2 protein-coding genes and 1 pseudogene are annotated in these 1,679 nt (G+C 68.7%); all 3 read left to right on the top strand.

The features are described from left to right. Positions 1-269 (top strand): annotated as a pseudogene (locus AB0O11_RS39320) (hypothetical protein); the annotation flags it as partial. Continuing rightward, the gene (locus AB0O11_RS39315; RefSeq protein WP_363397422.1) at positions 269-1,411 is read left to right on the top strand and encodes an aliphatic sulfonate ABC transporter substrate-binding protein; all 1,143 of its coding nucleotides are present in this window, start codon (positions 269-271) and stop codon (positions 1,409-1,411) included. The pseudogene AB0O11_RS39320 and the gene AB0O11_RS39315, both read left to right, overlap by 1 nt. Positions 1,412-1,471: 60 nt before the next feature. Beyond that, positions 1,472-1,679 (top strand): ATP-binding cassette domain-containing protein (locus AB0O11_RS39310; protein ID WP_363397419.1); only part of this gene is annotated, 208 nt, incomplete at its 3' end.

Below are 1,679 nucleotides of genomic sequence, written 5' to 3'. Positions count from 1 at the left end.
CGCTGGTCAAGGAGATCTCCTACCGCATCGACATCGACACGCTCCAACAGCGCTCCGGCGCCCAGGGACTGAACGTCAACGACATCGGCCACGTCATCCTGCGCACCGCCGAACCGCTGGCACTCGACAGCTACACCGACAACCGCCGCACCGGATCTTTCCTGCTGATCGACCCGGCCGACGGCACCACCCTCACCGCCGGAATGGCGGGCGAGGCCTTCGAAACCGTACGCACCACCGACGCACCCGACGAGGAGGACTGGGTCTGATGCCCAGCGACGCGTTTCTCCGGACCGCCAAGCGCCTCGGCCCCCGTCGGATCAGGCGCTTCGCTGCGGCCTCAGTCGCCGCATTGTCCGTCGTCTCGCTGCTCGGTGCCTGCGGTTACGGCTCGCGGGCCGCCGACCGGACGGCACCGGTCGCCGGCACCGATGGCGGGCCCAAGCTGTCGGCCGGCACTGTCAGGATCGGGTACTTCGCCAACCTGACCCACAGCACCGCGCTGGTCGGCCTCCAGGAGGGCATCTTCCAGAAGGAGTTGGGCGCCACCCGGGTCAAGACCCAGGTCTTCAACGCGGGCCCGGCCGAGATCGAGGCGCTCAACGCCGGCTCCATCGACATCGGCTGGATCGGCCCCTCCCCCGCGATCAACGGCTACACCAAGTCCGACGGCAAGTCGCTGCGGATCATCGGCGGTTCGGCCTCCGGCGGGGTCAAGCTGGTGGTCAACCCGGCGAAGGTGCAGGGCCTGGAGGACCTCGGAGGCAAGAGGATCGCCACCCCTCAACTGGGCAACACCCAGGACGTGGCACTGCTCAACTACCTGGCGGGCAAGGGCTTCAGAGTGGACTCGCAGTCCGGCGAGGGCGATGTCAGCGTCGTCCGGGCCGACAACAAGGTCACCCCGGACGCGTACAAGTCCGGTGCCATCGACGGTGCTTGGGTGCCCGAGCCGACTGCCTCCAAATTGGTCTCGCTCGGGGCGAAGGAACTGCTCGACGAGAAGTCGCTCTGGCCGGACGGCAGGTTCGTCATCACCACCATCATCGTCTCGCAGAAGTTTCTCCAGGAACACCCGGACGTGGTGGAGGCCGTCCTGCGCGGATCGGTGAAGACCAACGCCTTCATCAAGACCAACTCCGAGCAGGCCGGGGCCGACGCCGACGCGCGGATCAAGGCCGACGGCGGCGCCACGCTGGACGCCTCCCTGCTCGGCTCGGCCTGGCAGGAGCTGGACTTCCTGGACGACCCGCTGGCCGGCACCCTGCAGGCCGAAGCCGACCACGCGGTGACCGCCGGCCTGCTCAAGAGGCCCGATCTCAACGGGATCTACGACCTCACCCTGCTCAACAGGGTGCTCCAGGCGGAGGGACGGCCCGCCGTGGTGGACGCAGGTCTCGGGACCAAGTGACCCGCACCCCCTAGTTCCCCAGCCTCTCCGCCGGTTTCCCCAGATGCAGGAGGTACCCGGATGACCACGGTACTGACCACCACGGCAGACGCGCCCGCCGTCGCGGCCGACGGCCCCGCCGTCCGGATCTCGCACGTGCACAAGTCCTTCGGTCGCCCCGGTGCCCGGACCCGCGTCCTGGACGACATCACCCTCGATGTCGCCCCCGGCGAGTTCGTCACCCTGCTCGGCGCCTCGGGCTGCGGCAAGTCCACCCTGCTCAACCTGG

This window comes from Kitasatospora sp. NPDC093102 (genome assembly GCF_040683915.1).
GTDB lineage: Bacteria > Actinomycetota > Actinomycetes > Streptomycetales > Streptomycetaceae > Kitasatospora.
Note: the sequence above shows the minus strand (reverse complement) of the source record. Positions and strands in the feature narration are given on the sequence as shown.